The organism is Neolewinella xylanilytica, assembly GCF_002934605.1.
Taxonomy (GTDB): Bacteria; Bacteroidota; Bacteroidia; order Chitinophagales; family Saprospiraceae; genus Neolewinella; species Neolewinella xylanilytica.
Genome location: NZ_PTJC01000007.1, coordinates 1 through 18,777 on the forward strand (window position 1 = coordinate 1; position 18,777 = coordinate 18,777).

Below are 18,777 nucleotides of genomic sequence, written 5' to 3' on the forward strand. Positions count from 1 at the left end.
TAGCTGGGCAAGGAACTGGGTTAGAGCGTGAGTCATTCCCCTAAGTTCGGCCGCAATCTAATGTCGTAAAATACTTAGCTTAATGGCCATGAACACCGCGCCATCGTCAAGCCGGCGGTGGTGGTTTTGGACGTCGAGTATGCTTCATCGGCTAGGAAAAAAACGTTCTGATCACCACGTTGGCTGGTTTAGCGGCCTACAGCCTTCCCGCATCCTTGTTTCCGGTGCAAGCGGTCCTAGGGATAGGTAACCTGCCATTGCTCAGGCGATCGTGAAGTTCATTCAATCCGGCCGACCGGGAGTGAGGCGGAGTCAGGGCAGGGGTAGCAAATTGCTACATCGGATGTCCTGGTCGTTGAGCGGAGGGGTGAAAACAGGGCCGGGCTTTCCCTTTCCCGGTCGCAGCTTTCGGGAAGCGTACGTTTTCGTGTGATGTACTACCGAATGACTACCTCTCCCGATCCGATTCCCCCCCGTAAGCGAAAACAATATTGTCGGATTCCAGTCCGGATGTTTCGAGATAAAGCGATACGTTGGTTACGGGTTCTTTGGCCCCGCGATCATTGATAAGGTGGGGTAAGTATCCAACGGTACGCAGTAATTGTTCCGCCCGTTTGTGGCTAGCATCCCCCCTGCTCTTGGTGACATATTCCATTACGATTAGCGGGTGATGGTCCCGTACATAAGGCAGGAGGCCGTGGATGACGGTATACTCCGCGCCCTCAACGTCAATTTTAACGACGGCGGGGTGAATGGCTTCCGCTTCCAGATAGTCACCGAGTAGAATAGAAGGTATGTCTACCCGGGTAGGCCCGTTCTCGGAATACCAGTCGTTCGTTTTGTAGGCATTGATAAAGGAAGAATTGTACTCCGAGTACAAATTGGGGAATTCATAAAAGGCTACCCCGTCCGGGGTATCGGATACGGCAACGTTGTTCGTTCTGATGTTGGCGTACTGGGTCGTGTTGGCGTTCAAGACGCTGAAATTAGTTGGAGATGCCTCAAAGGCGATCACCCGCCCCGCCTCACCTACGATTTCGGAGGCAAGCAGCGTAAAGTAGCCATAGTGGGCCCCCACGTCAACGAACACCCCGCCCCGTTCCAACGCGTAAATTAAAAACTTGGCCAGCCTGATTTCGGAAGCGTGCGTTTTTCCACCCGTCAAATAGATGTCCATGCCGGCGGGAAGGGAGAGCTGCATCGGGGCGCCGAAAAAGGTCTCGGCTTTCACCTGCTTTGGCGCTTTGTTTCTTTTGTAAACGATTTCCCGGTGTATCATCGCCCGGATGTATCGAAGTGGGTTGCGCGCCATCCGATTCAATCTGCTTGCTAAAGCGATTGCTTCAACCTGGTGGAGCCGATCGATCAGTTCTTGTTTAAGCATATTTATTTCATTGCAACTTCGGCAGACTTCGCAAAAGTACCCTACGCCGCAAGCAATGCCGGAAGTTCTGAAGATAAGGGTACGGTTGGGGGGGGCGGCTCCATCGCTCCGACCACGAAAGTGGACCGAGGCTGCGCGCTGCCGATTCGCACGGGAGTCCGTTAAGTAGGGGCGGTCCGGAACCGCTGCCCTGCCGACCTCCGGCTTCGTCCCGGAGTAGACCCCGCCCCGGTGACGATGGGTAAGGCCGCCGCATCACCGGGCTAACCGATTCCGGAACACAGCGGTCGAAGAGAAGCTGAATTCGTGGCTCCGTCCGAACGTACCGGCCGCCACGCTCGTTGCCAATTAGACGGTGCCCCCGCTCCGGTAATCAACCGCTCGGGCGCTATTTTTTCATCACGGAATGCGGCCAGTCCGGCTCCTTTCCACCAAATAATCTACCCTTGGCACGCATCTTCATCACCGGATCCACCGACGGTCTCGGCCAGATGGCCGCCCGGGAACTCATCGAAAAAGGCCACGAGGTTTACCTCCACGCCCGCAACGCGGCCCGCGCCGAAGATGCCCGCCATGCCTTGCCCAATGCCACGGGCGTCCTCATCGCCGATCTTGCCGACCCCGAGGCCACCCGGCAACTGGCACGGGATGCCAACGCCACCGGGACCTTCGATACCGTCATCCACAATGCGGCCGTCTACCGGGCAAAAGGCCCCCTCATCGCCACCGTCAACGTGCTCGCGCCCTATCTCCTGACCTGCCTGATGGACCGACCCGACCAGCTTATCTACCTCAGTTCCAACGACCACACCTGGGGTAACTGGAAGGCCGCAGAGCTCAAACGGGACGCGCCCGACCTTACCTACGCCGACTCCAAATTGCTCATCGCCGCCTTCGCCCTGGCCGTAGCCCGTAAATGGGCGGCGGTACGCGCCAATGCGATTGATCCGGGCTGGGTGCCGACCAAGATGGGGGGCTCCGGGGCTCCCGACGACCTCCAGCAGGGCTACGCAACCCAGGTATGGCTCGCGGATGGAACCGATCCGGCGGCTCGGATTTCGGGCCACTATCTCTACCACAAACAAGACGGCAAGCTCCAGGAAGCGGCCCGCGACGAAGCCAGGCAGGACGAACTGATCCGGATCTGCGCGGACGTTACGGGCGTAACCTTTCCCGGAGCGGAATGACAAAAGTAGGGCGACGGAGCGCAGGTGAAGGAAACCATATCTTAGTCCGACGGTCCGGAACCGGGAAAATGGATCGTTGTACCGCTTCCTTCCACGCGATAAACCCTTGCTCCCGCGCGTCGGCGCAATAAACCTCCTTACCATGGCGAAGCTCTTTACGGATCAACGTCCCCTCCGCTGGGGCATCATCGGTTGCGGCGACGTCACCGAGGTCAAGAGCGGACCGCCCTACCAACTCACCCGGGGCTTCGAACTAGCCGCCGTAATGCGCCGGGACGAAGCCAAACTGCATGACTACGCCCGCCGGCACGGGGTCCCGAAAACCTACACCGATGCCGACGCGCTGATCAACGACCCGGAGATCGACGCCGTTTATATCGCCACCCCGCCGGACAGCCACCGGGAATACGCCCTGCGGGTGGCCGCCGCCGGGAAACCCTGCTGCATCGAGAAACCGCTCGCCCCTTCCTACGCCGATAGCCGTGCGATCGTGGATGCCTTCGCGGGAAGAGACCTGCCGCTCTTCGTGGCCTATTACCGGCGCACCCTGCCGCGCTTCGAGCGGGTGCGGGAGTGGCTGCAGTCCGGCGCGATCGGGATGGTGCGCCACATCGACTGGCAGCTTTGTAAACCACCCTCCGCGCTCGATCGAGCGGGCAAGGAGAATTGGCGTACCGAGTCCCGCGTGGCCCCCGGCGGCTACTTTGACGACCTGGCCAGCCACGGGCTCGACCTCTTCGTACACTACCTCGGGGAGATAAAGGACGTCCGTGGCTTTAGCCTCAACCAGCAGGGGCTGTATACCGCCCGGGACGCCTTCACGGCCTGCTGGCTGCACAAAAGCGGCGTGACCGGCGCGGGAAGCTGGAACTTCGGGACCCAAGAACGGGTGGACCGGGTAGCTATCTTCGGCAGCGAGGGCACGATCCGCTTCTCCCTATTCGACGACAACCCGGTGGAGTTGCGTACGGCCACCACCGAGGAGGCCCTGCACGTCGATCACCCCGAGCACGTACAGCGACCCCACGTAGAAGCGATGGCCCGCCACCTTTTCGAGGAAGGGTACGTACATCCTTCCTCCGGTCGATCGGCCCTGCACACGAGCTGGGTCATGGACCAGATATTGGGTGGAGCGAACGTAAGCTGAAGGGAATTATCGGTCGTCCGGTCGTAGTATTGCAGGATCGGCAGGTTCCCTTCCCCTGCGAATAAGCAAGTGTATATGACTGCATACCGTCCGGAATTCCGCTACCTCATCCTGCTGTTGGCCGGCCTGGCCGGAATTGCTTCCTGCACCCCCGCGCGGCAACCTTCGGCTACGGCACCCCCGGTGGCAGCGGGCTGGGTCGACCTGCTGGACCGCGAGCTTACCGACTGGGACACCTACCTCAGCTTCCGCCACCAACTGGGCTACGACGGCTCCGCCCCCGTAGACGAGGGCGGCAACCCGATCGAGCCGATCGGCATGAATCCGGAGGGGTATGACGTCTTTACCACCCAGGAAGAAGCCGGGGAGGAGGTGATCCGGGTAAGCGGGGAAGTGTACGGCTGCCTGATCTCGAAGGAGGAATTCGAGAACTATCACTTGCAAGTCCAGTATCGGTGGGGAGACGAAAAGTGGGTCCCCCGGCAAGCACTGCTCAAGGATTCGGGGGTGCTGTACCACTCGATCGGCCCGCCCGGCGCCGAACACTGGCGTACCTGGATGCTCTCCCAGGAATTCCAGATCATGGAAGGCCACACCGGTGATTACTGGAACCAGGCCTCTTCCGCCATGGATATTCGGGCCTACACCCCGGAGTACCTGATGAACCCGATGGCGAATGCCACCCAGGATTACCTGCACATCGGCGAGGGCGGTCCGTACAAGAATTACTGTCTGCGCAGCAACGACTACGAGCGTCCCCACGGGGAGTGGAATACCCTGGATCTGATCTGCTACGGCGATAAGGCCCTCCACATCGTAAACGGGGAAGTGGTGATGATCCTCAAGAACTCCCGCTACGTAAACGAAGCCGGGGAGGTGGTACCGCTGACCAAGGGCAAGATCCAGCTACAGAGCGAAGCGGCGGAGGTATTTTTCAGGGGCATCCGCGTTCGTCCATTGGAGGGAATGCCGGCCGAATACGCGGCCCTCTTCTAAGAGAACCGGGGCCCCCGTATCCCCGGCAGAAAGTATTTTTCCCGGCCAAACGATTCGTTGTATGTCCGCTACCACCGTTACCTACCGCCCCGCTACCCCCTTCGACGCGCCCCGGATTGCCGCCCTGCACGCCCAGAGCTGGCAGGAAAATTACCGCGGTGCCCTGACTGACGAATACCTGGATCGGGAAGCCACGGCCGAGCGCCTCTCCGTATGGACCGAGCGCTTCTCCCAACCCAACGACGATATGCAGGTGATGCTGGCCGAAGCAGGGAATCAGCTCGTAGGGTTTTGCTGCGTATTCCTGCACCACGACCCGCAGGACGGCGCCCTCCTGGACAACTTGCACGTCCGCGCCGAATACCAGGGCCGGGGAGTGGGCCGACGCCTGATCCGCTGGGCGGCCGTAATTGCCGTAGCCGCGGATCCCGAAAACAGACTGCATCTCTGGGTACTCAAGACCAACACCAGCGCCGCTGCCGTCTACCGTCACCTCGGCGGCCGCACGGGCCGCACGGAAAGCAAACAGCTTGTCCCCGGCCAGCCGGCACCGGTGGAAGCCATTTGCGTGCACTTCGATGCGGAGCAACTGATTTAAGGGGAGCTTTCCCGAAGTAATCGATCAGCCCGGCCCTGGAAGGGACGCCACGACGTAGCGAGGTCTGCCCGAGCGGTAGCGAGGTAAGGGCCTCGCGGCCAATAACTCCCCAAAACGTACCTTCCGAAAAACAACGCCGCCCCATGCCCCGCCCCTACATCCTAGCCGAAACCAACTGGAAGCACCTCCAAGACGCCACCGTCGACCTGGCCATACTGCCCTGGGGGGCCACCGAGGCGCACAATTTCCACCTGCCCTACGCCACCGACAACATCGAGGCGGAAGGGCTGGCCTACGAAGCGGCGCGCCAAGCCTGGGACCGGGGAGCAAAGGTGATGGTGCTCCCGACGATTCCCTTTGGCGTGAATTCCGGGCAGACCGACGTCTTTCTCGACATGAATCTCAACGGCAGCACGCAAATGGCCATCCTGCGCGATCTCATCGAGGTGCTGGACCGGCAGGGAGTGAAGAAATTACTCGTTTTCAACAGCCACGGGGGCAATAGCTTCAAACCGCTGCTGAAGGAACTCGGACTGGAATTCCCGGAGATGTTCCTCTGTACCTCCAACTGGTTCCAGTCGATGGACAAGACGAAGTACTTCGAGGAGGCCGGCGACCACGCCGACGAGATGGAAACCAGCCTGGTCATGTACCTTCGGCCGGAATGGGTGCTGCCGCTGGCGGAAGCCGGTCCGGGCCGGGAGCACCCCCACCGCATCCGGGCCTTCCGGGAGGGTTGGGTATCCCACGAGCGACGTTGGTCGCAAATCACCGACGATACCGGGGTGGGGAACCCGATGAAGGCGAGCGCGGAAAAAGGGGAGCGCTTCTTTCGGGACGTGACGGCGAAGTTCGCCGACCTGTTCGTCGAGTTGGCGGTGCTGGACATCGATAATATGTACGAAAAGCCGGCAAGCGACGGTGCCTAACCAACATGTTGGGCGGTATCGGCTTATACTAATAGTCCCCAGTACTCCGACCCAGTAAACCCCGGTATGCAGCTTTCTTTCCTCTTGTCGCTTTTGTCCACCCTGCTTATCGGCACCGGGTCGCTGCTGCGCGTAGAGGTGGCGGGTACCCACGGGCTTAGCGATGCGCTGCTGATCGCCGGGCTGGTGTCGCTCGTGCTGGCCATCATCGCCCTTTATTACCGGACACCGGCGGAGGAGCCGGTGTAAGTATTCGCCGCTCCCGCATTTCGCCGCTGACGGACGTATCTTCAAGAGCATGAAGTGGTTCATCCCACCGGTGCTCACCGGGTGCTGCGTCGCGCTCATGGTCTTGCTGGACCGAGCCCTCCCTATACTGACCGTTTTTTCCCGTGACTGGCGCCCCGCTGGAATCGGATTGCTCACGACAGGATCTCTCCTGATCGCCAGCACCGGCCTGCTGTTGCTGCGACGGGATACCGAGCTCCATACCTTCGGGCAGCCGCGCACGCTGCTTACCGACGGACCGTTTCGATTCAGTCGCAACCCCATTTATCTGGGTTTTCTGCTTAGCCTGTCTGGGTTTTGGGTCTACCTGGGCAGCTTGTCGCCGCTGCTGGGTTGCCCGATCTTCTTCTTCGTGGCCGAGCGCTGGTACATTCCCTTCGAGGAAGCGCAGCTGGACCGGAAGTTCGGGCCAGCCTATGCGGTTTACCGGGACCGGGTAGGTCGCTGGCTATGGTTTTTATGACCGTTCACCGGATTCCTTCGGTTCCCGCGCGCCGGCGCAAAAAAACCATTCGGGCGACGGAGCGCAGGTGGAAAAAAAAGCACCGAGCAGGTCCGCTGGTCGGTAAAAGCGTACCGGCGGTCGATGGAAAATGATCGAAGCCGAGCATACCCTTTACTTGTTGGACCATCCAATTGTCCCAAATACCTTGAAAGCAATCGTCATGAACGGTTACGGTGCCCCCGAGCGCCTTGGCCTGGCCGAAATTCCCATCCCCGACCCGGGCCCCGGAGAGGTCCTGGTGCGGGTCCACCACGCCGCCATCAATGACGTCGACTGGAGCCTCGTGCGGGGGCGGCCCTACGTTTACCGCTTACTTTTCGGACTACGGAGGCCGAAACACGCGGTGCCCGGCATCGAACTATCGGGAACGGTCGTCAAGACGGGAACGGGGGTAGATGGGTTTCGGGAAGGGGAGGCCGTATTCGGAGACATCTCCGGTAGCGGATGGGGCTGCCTCGCCGAATACGCGGCCGTAAAGGCCACGGACCTCATGGCGCGCCCTCAGGGGCTTTCCTCGATCATGGCCGCCGCCCTGCCCCACGCCGGTATGCTGGCCTGGCAGGCAATCTTCCGTTACGGGCGGCTGCAAGCGGGCGAACGCGTACTGATCAACGGGGCCGGTGGCGGGGTAGGGACCCTAGGATTGCAACTGGCCAAGCTCTACGGTGCTACGGTAACCGGGGTAGATGCCGGTCCGAAGCTCGACCGGCTCCGGCAGCTCGGATTCGACCGGGTGATCGACTACCGGCAGGTGGACTTCACCCGGACCGGAGCAACCTACGACCTGATCGTGGATGCGAAGACGAATCGGTCCGCGTTCGCCTACGCCCGGGCATTGCGACCCGGCGGACGGTACGTCACCGTAGGTGGGACGCCCGCGACCTTAGTGGGGATACTAGCCTTGCGCGGCTTTACCGGTCGGGAGATGCAAATCGTGGCGCTGAAGCCGAACCGGGACTTGGGAGAACTCCTCCCCCTGGTGCTGTCCGGAAAAGTAGTCCCGGAAATCGACGGGCCGCATCCCCTTGCGACGGTACCCAAGCTGCTGCGCTATTTCGGCAACGGCGAGCATCAGGGAAAAATCATTGTCGAACTGACTAATGTAAACGAAGCATGAACGCCATGGCACCAAACAATACCATGCGGGCGGCCAAACGGGATGCGTACGGCCCGCCGGAAGCGATATCCGTCACCCGGCTTCCGGTACCCTCGCCCAACCGCGGCGAACTGCTGGTGAGGATTCACGCCACGACCGTGAACCGGACCGACTGCGCCAACCTGACCGCCCGGCCGCTGGTCATGCACCTGGTGCTGGGAATACGTACCCCCCGGCAAGCCCGTATCGGCACCGACTTCGCGGGGGAGGTGGCCGCGGTGGGTACCGGGGTGACGCGCTACCGGGTGGGGGATCGCATCTGCGGCTTCCGGGATACCGGATTGGGAGGGCAGGCCGAATACCTGACGATCGCGGAGGACGGTCCGGTAATGTCCATTCCCGCTGGTTTGTCGGATGCCGTGGCCGCTGCCAGTCTGGAGGGGGCTCACTACGCCTTTGCCTTCCTGCAACGCGCCAACGTACAAGCAGGGCAGCGGGTGCTGATCAACGGTGGCACCGGGGCCATCGGCTCGGCCTTGCTGCAGTTCACCGCCGCATGCGATGCGGAAATAACGGTAACCGGCCCCGCCGACGCGGCTGGAATACTGTACGGGATGGGAGCCAGGCGGGTCATCGATTATACCCGCCAGGACTTCACCCAATCGGCCGAGCGCTACGATTGTGTTTTTGACGCGGTGGGCAAAAGCACCTTCGGCCGGTGCCGAGGACTCCTGAGCCGGACCGGCGTCTATATTTCATCGGAACCCGGTCCTTACTGGCAGAACGTAGGCTATGCGCTCCTGACCCCACTCGGGCGGGGGAAGCGGGTACGTTTTCCCGTCCCTTATGGTCACGAGCACAGCTTCCCCTTTATTCGCCGCCACCTAGAAGCCGGCACCTTCGTGCCGCTGCTTGACGAGCGCAGCTTTACGCTGGACGGGGTGGTCGAGGCATACCGGTACGTCCTGACCGGGCGGAAGCGGGGGAACGTCATCCTGCGAATCGGCGAAAAGGATCGGTGTTAAGATCTATTGCCCGCATGCACCCGGCGGAACGGGCAGCGTTATCCCGGCAACATTTATTGCCCGAAGTCAGGCTAACGGACCGATTTTTCCCCCGGGAAAGGTCGCTTCGGACGACGGGTGAGCGACACATTTTTTTGCGTGGTATCGGGTGATTGTTCGCCGGGCATACCACGGTAGTTTTAAAAAGACACGATGAAAGAACAAACACTCGGCGGGTACACCCCTGCCCCGAAACTCCAGTTTCACGACCTCCTGCCCTGGACCGCCCCGATACTCCTCTGGTTAGGCATTTTTGCCTGCCTGCTGCAGGGCAACACCTACGACCAGCGCATCCTCACCGGTGCCGCCTTGCTTGCGGTGGCCACCGTCATTACCTTTTTCCGCTCCGAGGCCGGCGTGCTCCTTACGCTTCCCGTCATCATGGCCGGTATCGTAGGTTTGGCGGTGTTCTTCCCGATTCAGCCTACCGCCGGATTGGAATTCGGACTCTTCAATCTGACGTTCGACCTGCTGCTGATCTTCGTGGCGGTGATTCATTTCCTGACCAATCGGGAAACTTTTTTACCCGTCCGGACCGAGCCCACTCCCCGGCAAAAAGAGCGGGAGTTACGCCGGGCGGTGGCTCAGTATAAGCAGCAATTCGCGCGCCTCGACCTGCCCGAGTTGGAGCACATTGCCGAAGACCGGCGGTTTCTGCCCGCTGCCGTCCGGGCGGCCCGGGAGTTGATCGAATCTTTCTCCCATGATTAGGCAAAGCAGCGAAAAGCAGTACGCCCGTCCCACGGCAAAGCGGGACGGGCGTACGGAAGAAGTTATGGGTATAGGTGTTTTTCAGAGAAGATAAATGAAGCAGAATATACCGTTAAAACGGTGCGATTCACCGGTTAGCGTGGGGGTGGGGAGTCTTTAACAGATGTTCCTGACTTTCATATGTAGCGACTTAATCGAAGTTAGCATAGCCCGTTTCCCCCCGTTCGGTGCGGATGCGGTAGAACCGGTCGGTAGCCGAGAGTACGGTTACGGGTTCCTCGTTGGCTAGCTCTCGTACGACCACGGTGCGTTGGCTAGCTGGGCTCCGGCGTAGGTAGTGGCGTCCGCGCTCGGGCACCGAATCGGGAAGCTCCGTGGGAGCCAGGGAGTACCGCAGGTCGGCCGGCACTCCGTCGGGGCCGAGTAAGTAGGAGTAGGGGTCGCGGGCCCCGTTGCGGTAAATGCCGAAGTGCAGGTGGGGCGGCGTGGTGCGGGCGTTGCCCGTGTTGCCTACCAGGCCGAGGGTATCTCCGCGGGTTACGATCTGTCCCGGGCGGACGAGCTGGCTGTCGAGGTGGGCGTAGTAGTAGGTCAGTCCGCGACCTTCGCCATCGCGGAGCCAGACGGTCTTTCCGCCCAATCCGCCGACTTTCGTGGATCGCACGATGCCGTCCGAAACCGCCACCAGAGGCGTCCCGCGGGGTGCGAAGATGTCGTTGCCCTGGTGCTGGCGGGCACCACCGGACCGGCTGTCTCCCCAGAAGGATTGAATATGGCGGGCGCTATGGCCCGCCACCGGAAAGAGCAGCGCGGGATCGGTGCGCAGCTCCAGGGCGTACGCGCCGGTATCCGACGGAGCCGACTGGACCACCAACAGTAGTTCCTGTCCGCTACGCGCGGCCGTTTCGTAGATGCCACCCGCGGCGCCGGGCTCCCAGCGAAGCAGGGCGTCGTCGGGGTCGATCGAGTTATCTCCGTCGACGGCGAAGAGTTCTCCGAACACTGGGCCGACGCCGCTGGCCGCCTCCGTACTTATGGTCAGCAGCCTGCCCGGCGGCAGGTAGAAACGATAGGAAAGCGCGGTGAATTCCAGGTCGTCTACGCGACGGACGAGCTCCCGGTGGGGGAGATCAACAACTAAGGTATCCTGGAGCGTACGTACGAAAGCGGAGTCCCACGCGGCGACCAGCGAATCGCCTGCGGGCAGTTCCTGAAAATAGTCGTGGGCAAAAGCTTCCCGCGGCGTGCGGCGCACGATGATGTTTTCGACCTTATCGGCTACGTTTTCGAAGAAACCGTTGCAGGCGCAGGCGGAAAGGAGGAGGGCGAGGCCGAGCAACAAATAGGTTGCCGGGCTCGGCGTCAGACGGTTACGCATGCTTTGGGAACACCGTTCACGCCCTTTGGATGTCGTTTAAGATTTGTTTAACGCCCGTCCCACCACTCCAAACACGGCATCCCAGCGGCCCGTTTCAGTAGAAAAGCCATGGCAAAGAACCACGGACCCAGCGTCAAGAATGACGATCAGTACGAGGCCCTGCGGGAAGAGGGAATGAGCAAGCAGAAGGCCGCCCGTATCGCCAATACCCCCGACGCCGGTAAGAAAGGGGGCAAGGCGGAAAATTACGAAGACCGCACCAAGGATGAACTTTACGAGCAGGCCAAGAAGGTTGGTATTGAAGGGCGCTCCAAGATGAGCAAGCAGGAATTGATCGAGGCGTTGCGGACTAATTGAGCTATGGCCCGGCCAGGCTTCACTCACGTGGTAGACGGACCAGGTCTTGGTTACCCGGACCCTCAAAGGTCCTTCGGACACTTGCAGGTCCTGATGTGCTTTCCGGGTGATGCGATTCGCAGGACCTCGGAGCGTGGGCGTACTTGGTAGGCGACCTGCGAAGGCCCGGATCTTCCGGCTTCCGGATAAACGTTTTTCCTGCGCGCCGGCGCCCAGATCAACTTAAGCCATTTGAAGCGCCTTGTAGTACTAGCCCCCAAAACGATACGTATGTCCTGGACCGAAAAAGACAATGCCCTGCACCGCGAATTCACCTTCAAGGACTTCCGGCAGGCTTTCGCTTTCATGACCGAGGTGGCCTTCGCCGCCGAGAAAATGAACCACCACCCCGACTGGACGAACGTCTACAATAAGGTTATCGTCAAGCTGAATTCCCACGACGCCGGTAACACCGTTACCGACCGCGACCACCGACTGGCCGAGCAAATGGACGGTATCTTCGCCAGGTATGCGTAGCACCCTTTTGCTGCTTTTTGCTTCGTTGAGCCTGGTCGCCGCCGCGGCGGAGTACCACTACGATTTTCACCGGGAGGCCGAAGCCATCTACGAAGACGTGATGCGCCTCGAACTGGACCTGGCCGAGGCCGGCATCGAGCGATTACAGCGGGACGAACCCCGCAATTTAGTAGCCCACCACCTAGGCAGCTATGTCGATTTTTTCCGCCTTTACCTCTCCGGCGACGAGCGGCTGGATGCCCGCCTGCAGGAGCGGTTCGACCGACGCATCGAATTGCTGGAGCGGGGCGACCCCGCCTCCCCCTACTTCAATTATGCCCTGGCCGAAGCCTTCCTGCACCGTAGCCTTATCGACGTACGCTTCGAGCGCCACTTGGCCGCGTTCCGCTCCCTGAACCGCGCCAACAAATATCTGCTGGATAATGCCGACCGCTTTCCGCAGTTCCTTCCCACTTTCAAGGACCTGGGCCTGCTGCAAGCGGCGGTAGGCACCATTCCCCCCCAGTACAAGTGGGGTGTCGAACTCTTCAGTTCCCTGACCGGAACGATCCCGGCCGGACGAAAATTGATGCAACGGGCGGTTGCCGATCGGGAAAGCCCGTTCGCTACGGAAACTAGCGTACTGCACGCGCTCATGGAATTATACCTGGCCGACGACGCCGAGCGGGCCTTGCGTACGGTAACCGCCCTGGACCTTCAGCCAGCCACTAACAAGTTGCACTGCTTCGTGTTGGCCACCATCATCATGCGGAACGACCGCAACGCCGACGCCCTCCGGATACTGGAGGCCCAGCCCCGGGGAGGGAGCAGCGCTGAGTTTCCCTATCTCGACTTTTTGCTGGGGCAGGCCAAACTTCGCAACCTGAACCCGCGGGCCCGTCTCCACTACCAATCCTTTTTGCTGCGGTACCCGGGCCGCCACTTTCGCGAGGAGGCCTTGCAGAAGATCGCTTGGTCTTACCTCCTCGAAGCGGACGTGGCGGGCTATCACCGGGCCATGGCGGAGATCGAAGCGGGCAGCCGGGCCGGTGGCGATGAGAGCGCTACCCGCGAAGCAATGACGGGCAAAGTGCCCCATCTGGACCTATTGAAGGCGCGCCTGCTCTTTGACGGGGGGTACTTCAGCCGGGCGCGGCAACGCCTGGACGCCATTGACCGAAGTAAGCTGACTACGGACGAAAACCTGGAGTTCCTCTACCGTACGGGCCGGGTGCTGGACGGACTGAAGGATCACCCGGGCGCGCTTTCGTTTTACGAGCGGACCATCAGTTTGGGGCGGGACAATCCGGCCTACTTTGCCTGCAATGCCGCGCTCCAGGCGGGCTTGTTGGAAGAGGACCGGGGGCGCTACCCTGCGGCCCGGAAGTACTTTACCCAGTGCCTGGAGCTTAGTCCGGCGGAATACCGCACCGGCCTCCACATGATGGCCAAGGCGGGGCTGGATCGCATTTCCGGTAAGATGCGCTAGAGCAAGCGTTCCCGGATGGTAAAGTACGCCGCCGGATTGCGTACGGTCAGCGTGTCGATCTCTTCTTCCGAGAATCCTTTGGCCCGCAGCACGGGAAGGAAGGCATTGGAGAGGAAATCCATGGGGCGGCGGGCTGTCAGGTCTGGCGGAAAGGTGCTGCCGTCGTGGCTGAGGAGGACTTGTCCGAGGTGGCCCGATTTGCGTAGGGCGAGTAGAAGTTCCAGGTGGCGATCAAAGGTGTCGTCGCCCTGAGCGCGGCCGGCCTGGTAGTAAGGTAACTTGAGCCCGTCCAGGCTGATCCAGGCGCCGGCGGTGGCGGCTTCGACGAGGGGCGCCGGGTCAGGCACCTGGAAGGCGTGCGTCCAGGTCCAGGCGGAGGGGTGGACACCTTCTCCTTCCAGAATAGTAAGTTGCTGGGCGGCGGCGGGGGCGTTGTTACCGGTGTGGATGGCCAGCGTGAGGCCGGTAGCGCGGTGCGTAATGGCGGCGGCCCGCACGAGCTTGGCGTCGATTTCGCTGATGGGGCCGTTGTCCACCGCCGTTTTGACAAAGCCGGGGCGAATACCGGTGTCACCGATCCCTTCCTCGAATTCCCGAATCCATTCGGCGGCAATTTCTTCCGCCGATTGTCCGTGGGCGGCACCGGGGATGTAGCGGTCTTCCGCCGCGCCGTAGTAGCCGGTATTGGTAATAATGTGGAGACCGCTGTCGGTAGCGAGCTTCGCCAGCATCGACGGGTTCCGACCGAAAGAATGGGCGGTACAGTCCGCGATGGCTTTCACCCCCAGCCCGGAAAGGTAGCTCAGGTAGGGGAGCACCGTGGCGGTAACGGCCGCTTCGTCGTAGCGGCCCGGCTCGGCGGGCTCCTCGCCGAACCGGCTGAGCAGGTGCTCGTGCGGCAGGCAAAAGCCGAGACTGTCGGGGTCGACCGGACCGATTACGGTCATTATCGTACCGACAAAATTGACGGCGGCTACCGGCGGTTTCGCCAGCGTTTTGTTTAACGGAAGAAGACTGGCGAGACCCAGGGCAGAAAGGTTACGAAGGGCGTGGCGACGTCCGATCGGCATCCGATTAGGCGGTTTTGAGGCGGGGCTTGGTTACGGTTGACCGGTCGGTCAGTAGCTCCGGCGTAATGCGATCGAAGGCGTATCCCCGCTCGGAGTAGTGCTCGAGCAAGCGGGGTAAAATGTTGCGCACCTTTTCCTCGGCTTTCAGGCTGTCGTGAAGAACGACAATGCTGCCGGGACTGGCGTTTTCGGTTACGTTATCGAAGCAGTCGTCGGGCGTCAGTTCCGGATCGAAGTCGCCGCTCAGCACGTCCCACATTACGATCTCGTAGTGGCGCTGCAGAAACTGGGCCTGGCTCGGCTTTAATCGGCCGTAGGGTGGCCGGAAGAGGGAGGTCTTCAGTTGGACGGCGCAGTGACGGATATCGTGGAAATAGGGTACGTTGTCGGTTTTCCAGCCATCCAGGTGGTGGGTGGTATGATTACCAACGGTATGTCCGGCGTCCAGCACCTGTTTCAGCACCTCGGGGTAACGCCGCACGTTGTTGCCCACGCAGAAGAAGGTCGCCTTCGCACCGAAGCGATCGAGCTGTTCCAGTACCCAGGGGGTCAGGTGCGGAATCGGTCCGTCGTCGAAAGTGAGGTAAAGGGTGGGCTTTTCCACGGAGGACTGCAACCGCCAGTGGAAATTGGGGAAGAGTTTCTGGATTACCCTGGGAGTCTTGATGAGGTACATGGTCTTGCGGAGTCTTGAGAGGAATGGAGCGAATGGCCGGGGGAAAGCGAAATCAGAAAACCAGGGTATAGGTACCGTTGTCGGGAGCGAAAATCGCGGGGGCGGTGGGCAGCCGGTGATTGGTCCCTACCTTTGCCCGAAATCTCGCATAACCGGTCCGATACGGTCGCATTTAAAACGTTATAGTAGTAAGTATTGCTGCTTTCGTAATAAAATTTTACCATTTGCTGTCCGCTTAATTACAATGTATGCAAAACGTTCGTGTTCGCTTCGCTCCTTCTCCGACCGGCGCCCTGCACATCGGCGGTCTGCGCACCGCCCTGTACAACTACCTCTTTGCCCGCAACCAGGCGGGCGTATTCGTGCTCCGTATTGAGGACACCGACCAGAAGCGCTACGTAGCGGGTGCGGAGGAATATATCATCGAAGCCCTTGACTGGGCGGGCATCACTCCCGACGAGGGGCCCGGTATCGGCGGCGATTACGGTCCCTACCGCCAGAGCGAGCGCCGGGAAACCTACCGGAAGTATACCCAGCACCTGCTCGATTCCGGCCACGCCTACTACGCCTTCGACACCGAGGAGGAGTTGGACCGGCGCCGGGAATCGGAAAAAGCGGCCGGAAACCACAACTTCCGCTACGACGCGACCACCCGTGGCGATATGCGCAATAGCCTGAGTCTGGGCCCCAACGAGACGGATCGCCTCCTTTCCGCCGATACGCCTTACGTCGTTCGCCTGCGGGTCGACCCGGGGCAGGTGGTGCACATCAAGGACCGGGTACGCGGCGACGTTGCCTTCCGCAGCGAGGAAGTGGACGACAAGGTGCTGATGAAGGCCGACGGACTGCCAACTTACCACCTGGCCAACGTGGTCGACGATCACCTGATGGAAATTACCCACGTGATCCGCGGGGAAGAATGGCTGCCCAGTACCGCCCTCCACGTGCTGCTTTACCGCGCTTTCGGCTGGGAGAAGACCATGCCGGAATTTGCCCACCTGCCCTTGCTCCTTAAACCGACCGGCAAGGGCAAGCTCAGCAAGCGCGACGGTCAGCAACTCGGCTTTCCCGTGTTTCCCCTGGACTGGGGGCAGCGCGGCAGTGACGAATACCTCTCCGGCTTCCGGGAAACCGGCTTCCTCCCGGAGGCTACGCTCAATTTCCTCGCTTTCCTCGGTTGGAACCCGGGCACGGAGCAGGAGATCTTCAGCAAGCAAGAGCTGATCGAAGCCTTCGACCTGGACCGCATCAACAAATCCGGAGCCCAGTACGACTTTGAAAAGGCGCGCTGGTACAATCAGCAATACCTCATCAGTACGCCGGCCGAGAAACTGGCCCCCCGGATCGCCCATGTCTTCACCGAAAACGGTTACCCCATCGACGAGGAAGCCGCGGCCACCATTGCCGAATTGCTGCAGGAGCGGGTACATACCCTGGCCGAATTTTTCGAACAGGGCATTTACTTCGTCGCCCGCGTCGGCATCAACGACGAGAAAACCGCCCGGAAGAAATGGAAACCCGACCAGCGTCCCACCTTCGAGCAACTCAAAAACAGACTGGCGGGTATCGACCGGTGGAAGGCGGATCGGATCAAGGAAGAAGCCGTCGCTTTCATGCAGGAGAAGGGGCTGGGCTTCGGCGCCGTCCTGCCCATCCTACGATTGGCCGTCAGCGGTACGGTGAATGGGCCGGATGCCTTCGCTATCCTGGAAGCGGTGGGTCGGGAAGAAACCATTGCCCGTCTTGGGGAGGGCTTCAACCTGATGGACCGGATCGTGGCGGGGGAGCGGAATTAGCCGGGTAGCCATTCCGATTTTTTAAGACGCTACCACTCGCATATAGCGAGAGTGGTGTAAACTGTCCGTTAAGAAATCGAAGGTCGTCGGTAGCGCAACTCGTCGGACGACTACTCGTCGGACGACAAATCGCGCGACCACTACTCGTCCGACGAGTTATCGCGCGACCACTACTCCCCCCGCCCGTCCACCTCCTTGGGGTAGCAGAGGAAAAACTTGGTATACGACCGTGGCGCGATCGCGAAATCGCTGATGCTCGACATCGGCACTACCTCGTTGTGCTTGGTCCACACCATGATCTCCTCCTTGGTCAGGGTATAGGCACTGTTCGTTTCCTGGCCCTGGATCACGAGGTGGTCGGCGGCGTTGCGGGGTAAGCGGGAATCGGCGCGGATGGTCTCGCGCAGCTCGTCGACGTAGGCCGGGTCGAAGGGGTCGTTGCTGAATTCGAGGCGGAAGAGCCGGCGGTTGACGAGTCCGTAGCTCAGGTACGATAGCAGGGGGTCGGGGTGGTGCTGCCAGGTCTTTACGGCGGAACTGATGTCGGTGTCGTCCAGGGCGGCGAAGCAGTCGAGGAGCTGATTCCGGGAGGCTACGAAGTCTTCGCTTCCCACCCGGTGAATGAGGAAATACTTCAGCGCCGGCGGCGCCCAGGGCGGTTGCCCGAGTTCCGAGAGTTCGCGGGCGCGCCATAGGGTGAGTTGGAGCATCTGCTCGGCGGCCACGACCGTCTTGTGCAGGTACACCTGCCAGTACATGATCCGGCGGCTGGTCAGGAAGCGTTCGACGCTGTAAATGCCTTTTTGCTCCACGACGAGCCGGCCCCCGATCACGTTGAGCATCTTGATAATGCGGTCGTAGCCGATCACTCCCTCGGCCACGCCGGTGAAGTAGCTGTCGCGGTTGAGGTAATCGAGGCGGTCCATATCCAGCTGGCCGCTTACCAGCTGGTGGAGAAACGGCTTGGGGTAACGGCCCGTGAAGACCTCGATGGCCAGGCTCAGCTTGCCCCGGAACTCGTCGTTCAGTCGTTGCATGAAGAGCAGACTGAGCGTCTCGTGGCTCACGTTGATGAGGGTGTTCTCCAGGGTGTGGGAAAAGGGCCCGTGGCCGATGTCGTGCAGGAGGATCGCCACCATCACGGCTTCGGCTTCCTCCTCGCTAATGGTCACGCCCTTGCTACGCAGGCTGGTCACGGCCTGTTGCATCAGGTGCAGCGCACCGATGGCGTGATGGAAGCGGGTATGCAGCGCCCCGGGGTAGACGTAGTGGGTGAGGCTGACCTGCTTGATGTTGCGCAGCCGCTGGAAATACGGATGCTCGACCAGGTCAAACAGGATGCCGTAGGGTATGCCGACGAAGCCGTAAACGGGGTCGTTGAGGATTTTGGTCTTTTTTTCCATCGTGGTCAGGCGCAGGCTTTACTTTCGGTTCCCCTTCGCGAGTCAATCCTTTTGGCCCGGTGGGTACTCGCCTGTTCAAAAGACGAGGCGGCCACCGTAGCGGCTTCCAAATAGCCCTGCAGGCTCGGTACGGTGAAGGTAGGCCACTATTTTTTGTTCGCCGGGGCGCGGGAGCAAGCCGGATGGTAAAATCTGCTAACCTTCTGGC

The 18,777-nt window shown here is 60.8% G+C and carries 19 protein-coding genes; 14 read left to right on the plus strand and 5 right to left on the minus strand.

The window, feature by feature from the left end; genetic code table 11:
- Positions 1 to 448: 448 nt before the first annotated feature.
- A complete protein-coding gene (locus CLV84_RS18085) occupies positions 449 to 1,279 on the minus strand; it encodes an FkbM family methyltransferase (protein ID WP_170067766.1) in 831 nt (276 codons plus the stop codon).
- A gap of 551 nt (positions 1,280 to 1,830) precedes the next feature.
- Here CLV84_RS18085 and CLV84_RS18090 point away from each other — a divergent pair.
- The 10 genes from CLV84_RS18090 to CLV84_RS18130 all read left to right on the plus strand — a co-directional run bounded on the left by CLV84_RS18090 (position 1,831) and on the right by CLV84_RS18130 (position 9,905).
- Positions 1,831 to 2,571 (plus strand): SDR family NAD(P)-dependent oxidoreductase, encoded by a 741-nt coding sequence (locus CLV84_RS18090; protein WP_104421247.1) that lies wholly within the window; start codon positions 1,831 to 1,833, stop codon positions 2,569 to 2,571.
- 142 nt (positions 2,572 to 2,713) lie between these two features.
- Positions 2,714 to 3,718, plus strand: coding sequence for a Gfo/Idh/MocA family protein (locus CLV84_RS18095; protein WP_104421534.1), 1,005 nt, complete (start codon positions 2,714 to 2,716; stop codon positions 3,716 to 3,718).
- A 75-nt stretch (positions 3,719 to 3,793) separates the two neighbouring features.
- Positions 3,794 to 4,714, plus strand: coding sequence for a 3-keto-disaccharide hydrolase (locus CLV84_RS18100; RefSeq protein WP_104421248.1), 921 nt, complete (start codon positions 3,794 to 3,796; stop codon positions 4,712 to 4,714).
- Positions 4,715 to 4,775: 61 nt separating this feature from the next.
- Complete coding sequence (locus CLV84_RS18105) at positions 4,776 to 5,312, plus strand: GNAT family N-acetyltransferase (protein WP_104421249.1); 537 nt, start codon at positions 4,776 to 4,778, stop codon at positions 5,310 to 5,312.
- A gap of 143 nt (positions 5,313 to 5,455) precedes the next feature.
- The gene (locus CLV84_RS18110; RefSeq protein ID WP_104421250.1) at positions 5,456 to 6,241 is read left to right on the plus strand and encodes a creatininase family protein; all 786 of its coding nucleotides are present in this window, start codon (positions 5,456 to 5,458) and stop codon (positions 6,239 to 6,241) included.
- Between the two features lie 66 nt (positions 6,242 to 6,307).
- The gene (locus CLV84_RS21550) at positions 6,308 to 6,490 is read left to right on the plus strand and encodes a hypothetical protein (RefSeq protein WP_146088867.1); all 183 of its coding nucleotides are present in this window, start codon (positions 6,308 to 6,310) and stop codon (positions 6,488 to 6,490) included.
- Positions 6,491 to 6,539: 49 nt separating this feature from the next.
- On the plus strand, positions 6,540 to 6,992 hold the full coding sequence (locus tag CLV84_RS18115) for a methyltransferase family protein (protein WP_104421251.1): 453 nt from the start codon (positions 6,540 to 6,542) through the stop codon (positions 6,990 to 6,992).
- 187 nt (positions 6,993 to 7,179) lie between these two features.
- Positions 7,180 to 8,151: an NAD(P)-dependent alcohol dehydrogenase gene (locus tag CLV84_RS18120; protein ID WP_104421535.1), complete on the plus strand. Its 972-nt coding sequence runs from the start codon at positions 7,180 to 7,182 to the stop codon at positions 8,149 to 8,151.
- Between the two features lie 5 nt (positions 8,152 to 8,156).
- Positions 8,157 to 9,155 (plus strand): NAD(P)-dependent alcohol dehydrogenase, encoded by a 999-nt coding sequence (locus CLV84_RS18125; RefSeq protein ID WP_170067767.1) that lies wholly within the window; start codon positions 8,157 to 8,159, stop codon positions 9,153 to 9,155.
- A 192-nt stretch (positions 9,156 to 9,347) separates the two neighbouring features.
- On the plus strand, positions 9,348 to 9,905 hold the full coding sequence (locus CLV84_RS18130; RefSeq protein WP_104421253.1) for a hypothetical protein: 558 nt from the start codon (positions 9,348 to 9,350) through the stop codon (positions 9,903 to 9,905).
- Between the two features lie 190 nt (positions 9,906 to 10,095).
- Here the strand turns inward: CLV84_RS18130 and CLV84_RS18135 are convergent, their stop codons facing one another.
- Positions 10,096 to 11,283 (minus strand): peptidoglycan DD-metalloendopeptidase family protein, encoded by a 1,188-nt coding sequence (locus CLV84_RS18135; RefSeq protein ID WP_104421254.1) that lies wholly within the window; start codon positions 11,281 to 11,283, stop codon positions 10,096 to 10,098.
- Between the two features lie 108 nt (positions 11,284 to 11,391).
- On the opposite strand from CLV84_RS18135, the gene CLV84_RS18140 reads away from it, so the two are divergent.
- The 3 genes from CLV84_RS18140 to CLV84_RS18150 all read left to right on the plus strand — a co-directional run bounded on the left by CLV84_RS18140 (position 11,392) and on the right by CLV84_RS18150 (position 13,624).
- Positions 11,392 to 11,640: a DUF7218 family protein gene (locus CLV84_RS18140; RefSeq protein WP_104421255.1), complete on the plus strand. Its 249-nt coding sequence runs from the start codon at positions 11,392 to 11,394 to the stop codon at positions 11,638 to 11,640.
- A gap of 270 nt (positions 11,641 to 11,910) precedes the next feature.
- Positions 11,911 to 12,156, plus strand: a complete 246-nt coding sequence (locus CLV84_RS18145; protein ID WP_104421256.1) for a 4a-hydroxytetrahydrobiopterin dehydratase — start codon at positions 11,911 to 11,913, stop codon at positions 12,154 to 12,156.
- Positions 12,149 to 13,624 carry a tetratricopeptide repeat protein gene (locus CLV84_RS18150; RefSeq protein ID WP_104421257.1) on the plus strand — a complete coding sequence of 492 codons (1,476 nt, stop codon included), beginning with the start codon at positions 12,149 to 12,151 and terminating at the stop codon, positions 13,622 to 13,624. The genes CLV84_RS18145 and CLV84_RS18150 overlap by 8 nt, the downstream gene beginning before the upstream one ends.
- On the opposite strand, the gene CLV84_RS18155 is transcribed toward CLV84_RS18150, so the two are convergent.
- Together CLV84_RS18155 and CLV84_RS18160 are read right to left on the minus strand one after the other, a co-directional pair.
- Complete coding sequence (locus CLV84_RS18155) at positions 13,621 to 14,694, minus strand: phosphotriesterase family protein (RefSeq protein WP_104421258.1); 1,074 nt, start codon at positions 14,692 to 14,694, stop codon at positions 13,621 to 13,623. The two genes, CLV84_RS18150 and CLV84_RS18155, sit on opposite strands and share 4 nt — an antisense overlap.
- Positions 14,695 to 14,698: 4 nt before the next feature.
- Complete coding sequence (locus CLV84_RS18160; protein ID WP_104421259.1) at positions 14,699 to 15,370, minus strand: polysaccharide deacetylase family protein; 672 nt, start codon at positions 15,368 to 15,370, stop codon at positions 14,699 to 14,701.
- Positions 15,371 to 15,618: 248 nt separating this feature from the next.
- Here CLV84_RS18160 and gltX point away from each other — a divergent pair, with 248 nt between their 5' ends.
- Positions 15,619 to 17,166: a glutamate--tRNA ligase gene (gene gltX, locus CLV84_RS18165; protein WP_104421260.1), complete on the plus strand. Its 1,548-nt coding sequence runs from the start codon at positions 15,619 to 15,621 to the stop codon at positions 17,164 to 17,166.
- A gap of 170 nt (positions 17,167 to 17,336) precedes the next feature.
- Here the strand turns inward: gltX and CLV84_RS18170 are convergent, their stop codons facing one another.
- Positions 17,337 to 18,569, minus strand: a complete 1,233-nt coding sequence (locus tag CLV84_RS18170; protein WP_104421261.1) for an HD domain-containing protein — start codon at positions 18,567 to 18,569, stop codon at positions 17,337 to 17,339.
- Positions 18,570 to 18,777 lie beyond the last annotated feature (208 nt).

Excerpts from the sequence above, each read along its gene's own strand:
- CLV84_RS18100 (WP_104421248.1), top strand. The coding sequence starts at position 3,794 with ATGACTGCATACCGTCCGGAATTCCGCTACCTCATCCTGCTGTTGGCC.
- CLV84_RS18095 (WP_104421534.1), top strand. The coding sequence starts at position 2,714 with ATGGCGAAGCTCTTTACGGATCAACGTCCCCTCCGCTGGGGCATCATC.
- CLV84_RS21550 (WP_146088867.1), top strand. The coding sequence starts at position 6,308 with ATGCAGCTTTCTTTCCTCTTGTCGCTTTTGTCCACCCTGCTTATCGGC.
- CLV84_RS18135 (WP_104421254.1), bottom strand. The coding sequence starts at position 11,283 with ATGCGTAACCGTCTGACGCCGAGCCCGGCAACCTATTTGTTGCTCGGC.
- CLV84_RS18140 (WP_104421255.1), top strand. The coding sequence starts at position 11,392 with ATGGCAAAGAACCACGGACCCAGCGTCAAGAATGACGATCAGTACGAG.
- CLV84_RS18145 (WP_104421256.1), top strand. The coding sequence starts at position 11,911 with ATGTCCTGGACCGAAAAAGACAATGCCCTGCACCGCGAATTCACCTTC.
- CLV84_RS18170 (WP_104421261.1), bottom strand. The coding sequence starts at position 18,569 with ATGGAAAAAAAGACCAAAATCCTCAACGACCCCGTTTACGGCTTCGTC.
- CLV84_RS18105 (WP_104421249.1), top strand. The coding sequence starts at position 4,776 with ATGTCCGCTACCACCGTTACCTACCGCCCCGCTACCCCCTTCGACGCG.
- CLV84_RS18155 (WP_104421258.1), bottom strand. The coding sequence starts at position 14,694 with ATGCCGATCGGACGTCGCCACGCCCTTCGTAACCTTTCTGCCCTGGGT.
- CLV84_RS18085 (WP_170067766.1), bottom strand. The coding sequence starts at position 1,279 with ATGATACACCGGGAAATCGTTTACAAAAGAAACAAAGCGCCAAAGCAG.
- CLV84_RS18160 (WP_104421259.1), bottom strand. The coding sequence starts at position 15,370 with ATGTACCTCATCAAGACTCCCAGGGTAATCCAGAAACTCTTCCCCAAT.
- CLV84_RS18125 (WP_170067767.1), top strand. The coding sequence starts at position 8,157 with ATGGCACCAAACAATACCATGCGGGCGGCCAAACGGGATGCGTACGGC.
- gltX (WP_104421260.1), top strand. The coding sequence starts at position 15,619 with ATGCAAAACGTTCGTGTTCGCTTCGCTCCTTCTCCGACCGGCGCCCTG.
- CLV84_RS18110 (WP_104421250.1), top strand. The coding sequence starts at position 5,456 with ATGCCCCGCCCCTACATCCTAGCCGAAACCAACTGGAAGCACCTCCAA.
- CLV84_RS18130 (WP_104421253.1), top strand. The coding sequence starts at position 9,348 with ATGAAAGAACAAACACTCGGCGGGTACACCCCTGCCCCGAAACTCCAG.
- CLV84_RS18115 (WP_104421251.1), top strand. The coding sequence starts at position 6,540 with ATGAAGTGGTTCATCCCACCGGTGCTCACCGGGTGCTGCGTCGCGCTC.
- CLV84_RS18150 (WP_104421257.1), top strand. The coding sequence starts at position 12,149 with ATGCGTAGCACCCTTTTGCTGCTTTTTGCTTCGTTGAGCCTGGTCGCC.